This is a genomic window from Leptospira kirschneri serovar Cynopteri str. 3522 CT (genome assembly GCF_000243695.2).
GTDB lineage: Bacteria > Spirochaetota > Leptospiria > Leptospirales > Leptospiraceae > Leptospira > Leptospira kirschneri.
The window spans coordinates 1-5,872 of the sequence record NZ_AHMN02000014.1 but is presented as its reverse complement, the minus strand read 5'-3'; the positions used below and the strand labels follow the sequence as shown (position 1 = coordinate 5,872).

4 protein-coding genes and 3 pseudogenes are annotated in these 5,872 nt (G+C 34.7%); 3 read left to right on the top strand and 4 right to left on the bottom strand.

Annotated elements, in window-relative coordinates:
• Window positions 1-481: 481 nt before the first annotated feature.
• Window positions 482-1,528, bottom strand: a complete 1,047-nt coding sequence (locus LEP1GSC049_RS209900; protein WP_004751621.1) for a helix-turn-helix transcriptional regulator — start codon at window positions 1,526-1,528, stop codon at window positions 482-484.
• A 111-nt stretch (window positions 1,529-1,639) separates the two neighbouring features.
• Here LEP1GSC049_RS209900 and LEP1GSC049_RS209905 point away from each other — a divergent pair, with 111 nt between their 5' ends.
• Window positions 1,640-1,855 (top strand): hypothetical protein, encoded by a 216-nt coding sequence (locus LEP1GSC049_RS209905; protein ID WP_004751566.1) that lies wholly within the window; start codon window positions 1,640-1,642, stop codon window positions 1,853-1,855.
• 797 nt (window positions 1,856-2,652) lie between these two features.
• Here LEP1GSC049_RS209905 and LEP1GSC049_RS2000000228560 read toward each other — a convergent pair.
• Window positions 2,653-2,867, bottom strand: a pseudogene (locus LEP1GSC049_RS2000000228560) (hypothetical protein).
• Here LEP1GSC049_RS2000000228560 and LEP1GSC049_RS209910 point away from each other — a divergent pair.
• Window positions 2,866-3,384, top strand: a complete 519-nt coding sequence (locus tag LEP1GSC049_RS209910) for an LIC10415 family protein (protein WP_004751425.1) — start codon at window positions 2,866-2,868, stop codon at window positions 3,382-3,384. The pseudogene LEP1GSC049_RS2000000228560 and the gene LEP1GSC049_RS209910 sit on opposite strands and share 2 nt — an antisense overlap.
• A 421-nt stretch (window positions 3,385-3,805) precedes the next feature.
• On the opposite strand, the pseudogene LEP1GSC049_RS209915 reads toward LEP1GSC049_RS209910, so the two are convergent.
• Window positions 3,806-4,333 (bottom strand): annotated as a pseudogene (locus LEP1GSC049_RS209915) (hypothetical protein); the annotation flags it as partial.
• A 14-nt stretch (window positions 4,334-4,347) separates the two neighbouring features.
• Window positions 4,348-5,144, bottom strand: a protein-coding gene (locus tag LEP1GSC049_RS2000000227630; RefSeq protein ID WP_162833666.1) for an IS5 family transposase whose coding sequence is annotated in 2 segments (ribosomal slippage) — window positions 4,348-4,799 and window positions 4,799-5,144 — 798 coding nt in all. Because the reading frame shifts where the segments join, the coding sequence is not laid out codon by codon here.
• 49 nt (window positions 5,145-5,193) lie between these two features.
• Here LEP1GSC049_RS2000000227630 and LEP1GSC049_RS209925 point away from each other — a divergent pair.
• A pseudogene (locus LEP1GSC049_RS209925) lies at window positions 5,194-5,724 on the top strand (hypothetical protein); the annotation flags it as partial.
• Between the last annotated feature and the right edge of the window lie 148 nt (window positions 5,725-5,872).

Genomic DNA, 5,872 nt, shown 5'->3' with positions numbered 1-5,872 from the left:
CTCTACGGATCGCGTTTTAGGTCGTTCGAAGTAACTCAGCGTCTCACTCCCCATGGGTCGTTCGACAGGTCGCGTTGGAAACTCAAGTTATTGGTACTTTATGAAAATTGATTTTGATTCTGTAGTTTCACAATAACTTGACCAGAGCTAAAGAGTCCGGTCCGGCTGCCTGTGGCAAGCCGGATTCGCCCTGATTTTTTTACGCCGAATTCACATTAACTAATTCTAAAATTTTTAATTCTTGCAATTTTTTAGGAAAAGCCTTAAGTCGATTGTTTTCTAAATTGAACGTGATCACATTCATTGAATTTTAAAAAGAGACGTATAGAAAATAAAATACCATATAGGAATGAAATGTAAAAATAATCCTCGTCCAATCCAACTTTAAACCAGATGAAACAATAACATCGTTCCCTACAAATATAAGATTTAAAAAACGGAATAAAATTCCTGCGATTGTTTATATTGGATTCCGTCGACTTTAACTTTCTATAAAGGATCGATAATAAATTGCCATTTGTTCAACATTTCTTCGAAAGTTAACAGCTACGGATTCAGGTAAAATTTTTTGAATCGAATCTCTCGCTTCGATCAATAATGGGAAAAGTCCTTCTTGATTTGTAACTTTAAATCGAAACGAACCTCTGGAAAATTCTTCATAAGGAATTTCTGATATTGAATTTCGCACTTTATACGAAAATTCAGGATCACAAATGAGTTCGACTTCAATCGGTTCATGAACCTGAAAAAGTGTTGGATGCAAAAACCAATCCTGAGAATTTTCCCTTTTCTGTCCTTGTGGTTGATAGAGTGGATTTTCAGCTATCGTTTCTACTTTTGTGATTTTAGGAATAATAAATCTTCTTCTTTCCTTTTTCTTTCTATCATATGCTAAAAGATAATAGTCTTCCGAATTTTTTCGAATCAATCGAATCGGATCCGCCTCTACTTTATAGGTTTCTTCCGGAAAAGTTTTATAATATAAAAATTGAACTGGGGATTTTATTTTCAGTGCTTCCAAAAGTTTTTTTAAAAGTTCTTCCGAAGCACTTGACTCAACCTGACTCAAGTTCTTTTGAGTTTTCAAATCCGTTTCTAGTTCTGGATAAATGTCTAGTTTTCCTTCAAATAATTTCTGAGACAACGAATACAATTCTAAAGAAGGTGTTTCTTGATAAGATCTAAGAATTGTTTCCGCAAGCACGCTCAATTCTTCTTTATCTAATTTTAATTCCCGATTGGATACGTTTCGATCGAGAATATACCCCTCTTGTGTAGAACGAACCAAAAAACCAAGTTCTCCCAATTCTTCTATGTCTCTGGAAAGTTTTTTCCGATCCGAATCCGGATTTTCTAGATTTTGATAATGATCGGGAAGTAAGGAACGGATTTTAGTAAAACTCATCGGAGAATGACGAGTAAGTAAATTGAACAACAATGCGGAAAGCCTAGATTCCGTTTTTCCGGTTTCTTTTACGGGAATTGGAAAATCTTCCTCATCTTCGTTCCAGTTTTGAATTTCTGACATAGCGAAAACTTTCAGAGACTCTACATTCTAATCAACCCGAAAACCACTTGAATCCTTTCGCTTTGCCTACAAAATCTACTTCATTACAGATTTTATTCAAAAGGGATCAAAATGAATACGATTTTAAATTACGTAATTCCTCACACTTTCGGTCTGATTCTCATCACGATCGGCTGGTACATTAGTATTTTAAACGTGGGGTTAACTCGTTTTACGGAAAACGTTCTGATTACAAAATGGACTCTTAGCGGCTTGGGTATGATCGTAGTCGGGGCTTATCTTCCTGAAATCTGGATCAGTATCAGAAATCTTTTTAAAAGGAAATAAAACTCAAAACCGGAGGAAATCCGGTTTTTCCTTTAATAAGGAACTTAATTCTCAATGTAAAAGGGATCGATGCGAGGAACTCAGTAGAACACTCTTTTCAAACTCAGCATCTTACCCCTTAATGAATGCACGCCTCCTGAATGCCGATCCTTAGAGAGGCATTCGCTTGAGTTTTCAGAGGCGCTCTGGAAACTCAATGCACCGCGTTCTATAATCAATTGAAACATGTTTGTATAATGTTTACTGCATACAATTGATTAACCAAAGAGAAGAGGCCGGCCCGGATTCACCATTCATCCGAATTCTCTAAAAGTATGAGTTCCTAGAATTTATTTGTAAAATCGCGATTTGTGGTAGTTCCCACAAATTGTCTCGTTTTGTGATTATTTTTACTTTAAGGATAATGTGAATTTAACGTAAGGAACCTATAATTCTGAAAAAAGCTGGAATCTGAACATTCTAGATCAATTCCTTAAATGTAGGAACTACCACAATTTAAAAAATAGAAGTTTATAACAATTGAACCTTTCGTATTCAAGTGCGGAAACTATTACTTTTAGAACTTGTTCGTAATATTTTGATCTGTGGTAGTTCCCACAGTTTAGTATTGACGGCAATTTTTAGGTTTTGTAAGAGTCTCACATCCATTTTTCACAATAAAACGAAATTTTAGGAAACAGATTCCTTATACCAAACTCACGTTATTTAGAAATGATAAATCGATAGTTTTCAAACTAACTTTAGGTTCTTTATAAATTCAAAATTACGGTTCTTGAATGAATTGAATATTCAATCGCTTACGTTTTAAAATTGATTTTTAACTTAAGTAGAAAATTAATTTTTTTTATAATTTCGGAAAAAAAATTTATTTCTTTCCAACGTTCCGTCCGATATTCAGTATAGATTGTCTCCAGAAGTTAGATCTTTGATGCGACATAGGGTATTTCGGAAAGAAGTTCCTTTTGAGTAGTATTTTTTCCGGATCTGAATTCTGAGGAGGAGGAAAGAACATGGAAGTTCCACTCACAAATCTGATCCATTCCGCGGAAAAACTCATTCGTGATAAACGCTCTTCCGCTAGAAACGCTTCTACTCGTGTAGAGCAAGAAAGTTTGGACAAGACAGAATTTTCTTCGGGACTGACGTCTCGTTATTTGAAAATTCAGGAAACACTTTCTAGCCTTCAGGGAGAATTTACCCGCGAACAAATGAAGCTAGGTATTTTAAACGAAGGAAATACGCCTAACAGCGAACTGATCAATATTTTATTCGGTGAAACCCCTTTGTTTAGAGAACTTGCGGAAAATCCTGAAATCGATCAGAACGCTTTAAAAGAAAAAATTCAAGAAAAGAAAAACAAACTTACGGATGCAATTCGCAACTTAGAAGTAGAATCCGAAAATATTTTTTCCGTCGGAATGTTGAAAGACCAAAATCATTTTTCCAAGTCTTTGGAAACGATCAGCGGTAAAAACGTTCAGATGAAACAACTTTCCGAAAAAACGATCGAGAGATTAATCAAAGAATAAAAATGGGTTAATTCAATTTTTCCTGTTTTTTTATTTTTGAACCTCTTAATTCTTTCCAAAACTTCAAAATTTTAGCTCATTCCAAAACTTTAGGATTGTAGGAACTACTATTCGTTTAACTACAATAAGATGGTTTTAAGGTCTATAATTTTTTTTAAGAGACTTAATCTGTGGGAACTAACACAAATTTTATGATTCACAACTGAATACTTTATTCCAATACTTCAAAATTGTAGGAACTACCACTCATTTAACTACGATAAGATGGTTTTAAGATCTATAATCTTTTTTAAGAGACTTAATCTGTGGGAACTAACACAAATTTTATGATTCACAACTGAATACTTTATTCCAATACTTCAAAATTGTAAGAACTACCACTCATTTAACAATGAATTCACGTTCAGTTTACTCAAAAGTATTAGAAATGTTGAATCACTACTTTAATTGATTCCGAACTTTTAGCGGTCGCAAACGCCTGATTCAATTCTTCAGGTGAATAAAAATGAGTTATCATATTCTTTTCAAGCGCTTCTAAAACCTTTTTGTTTTCCTGTAATAGTTTGATTGCAAGTTGAAAATTCCCACATCGAGAAGAACGAATCGACTTTCCAGAATTCAAAAATTCTAATATATTATTTTTTTCGGATTTTCCCTGAAAAAGGATAGCTCCTCTTGGACGTATCAGAGAATTTTCGTGACTTCGATTTGGACGAATCAAAAGATCAATCTCTTCGACGGTACCTGCAATTCCCAAATCGAAACGAGGAATTCGCCCTCGAAAGTCCTCGGTCAATAGTATTTTTTCGGCGTCTTCAATTTTACCATAATATACTTTGAAATGAGAAGGTAATATCATCTTTCCTGCATTAGGCGCTACATATATAGTACGATTTTCTTTTGCCCAATGAAAGTTCAAATTTTCATCGGTGAATTTTAAAAGACTAAGAGCCGGTCTCAAAACTACCTATCAAAAAAGTTAAAAGCAATGATAGAGCTTGCGAGATAAAGAGATGCAAGATAATTTTCAGATTTTCTTTCCCAACGAATTAGGATAGCCCTGAATCGATTGTGCCAACTGTTAGTTCTTTCAACGACCCATCGTCTAGGTTTTCCTTTATATTTACCAATGAGAGGCTTCTCACCTTTTTTCCGAATATGAGATTGAATGTTTCTTCTTTTGATTAAAACTTCTATATCTTTGAAATCATATCCTTTATCTAAACAAAGATGTTTTGGTTTCTTTTTTCTTCTACCGGAAAAAATCAGGATTGAATTCAACGTATCTTTTACAGCGTGTTTATCATGAACATTGGCTCCACTCAATGTTATGGCCAAAGGAATTCCATTTCCATCTGTAAGAATATGCCGTTTAACCCCCAATTTGGCACGGTCTGTAGGGTTTTTCCCAGTTAAGCTCCCCCTTTGGGAGCTTTAACCATTGCCGAATCCATCGAAGCCCAGTCCCATGCTATCTGATTCTTTACATCATAATATTTTAAAATAGATTTATAAATCTTTTTGAATACTCCTGCTCGTTCCCATTCTTGAAATCTTCTGTGACAAGTTTGGCCAGATCCAAACTCATTCGGAATGGCACGCCACTGACAGCCTGTTTTCATTCGATAGATGATACCGGCCATTACTAATCGTGTTGGTACTCGATTGCGACCTCCTTTCGGATTTACCTTTTCTTTCGGGATCAATGGGGCTATTTGTTTCCAAAGTCCATCCGGTATCTCTGAATAATATTTGTCCATTTCACAAGTAAATAATTACGATTCAAAAGTACAACCAGTTTTGAGACCGGCTCTTAGTCTTTTAAAATTCACCGATGAAAATTTGAACTTTCATTGGGCAAAAGAAAATCGTACTATATATGTAGCGCCTAATGCAGGAAAGATGATATTACCTTCTCATTTCAAAGTATATTATGGTAAAATTGAAGACGCCGAAAAAATACTATTGACCGAGGACTTTCGAGGGCGAATTCCTCGTTTCGATTTGGGAATTGCAGGTACCGTCGAAGAGATTGATCTTTTGATTCGTCCAAATCGAAGTCACGAAAATTCTCTGATACGTCCAAGAGGAGCTATCCTTTTTCAGGGAAAATCCGAAAAAAATAATATATTAGAATTTTTGAATTCTGGAAAGTCGATTCGTTCTTCTCGATGTGGGAATTTTCAACTTGCAATCAAACTATTACAGGAAAACAAAAAGGTTTTAGAAGCGCTTGAAAAGAATATGATAACTCATTTTTATTCACCTGAAGAATTGAATCAGGCGTTTGCGACCGCTAAAAGTTCGGAATCAATTAAAGTAGTGATTCAACATTTCTAATACTTTTGAGTAAACTGAACGTGAATTCATTGTTAAATGAGTGGTAGTTCTTACAATTTTGAAGTATTGGAATAAAGTATTCAGTTGTGAATCATAAAATTTGTGTTAGTTCCCACAGATTAAGTCTCTTAAAAAAGATTATAGATCT

Coding starts and splice junctions, on each gene's coding strand:
- LEP1GSC049_RS209900 (WP_004751621.1), bottom strand. CDS start 1,528: ATGTCAGAAATTCAAAACTGGAACGAAGATGAGGAAGATTTTCCAATT.
- LEP1GSC049_RS209905 (WP_004751566.1), top strand. CDS start 1,640: ATGAATACGATTTTAAATTACGTAATTCCTCACACTTTCGGTCTGATT.
- LEP1GSC049_RS209910 (WP_004751425.1), top strand. CDS start 2,866: ATGGAAGTTCCACTCACAAATCTGATCCATTCCGCGGAAAAACTCATT.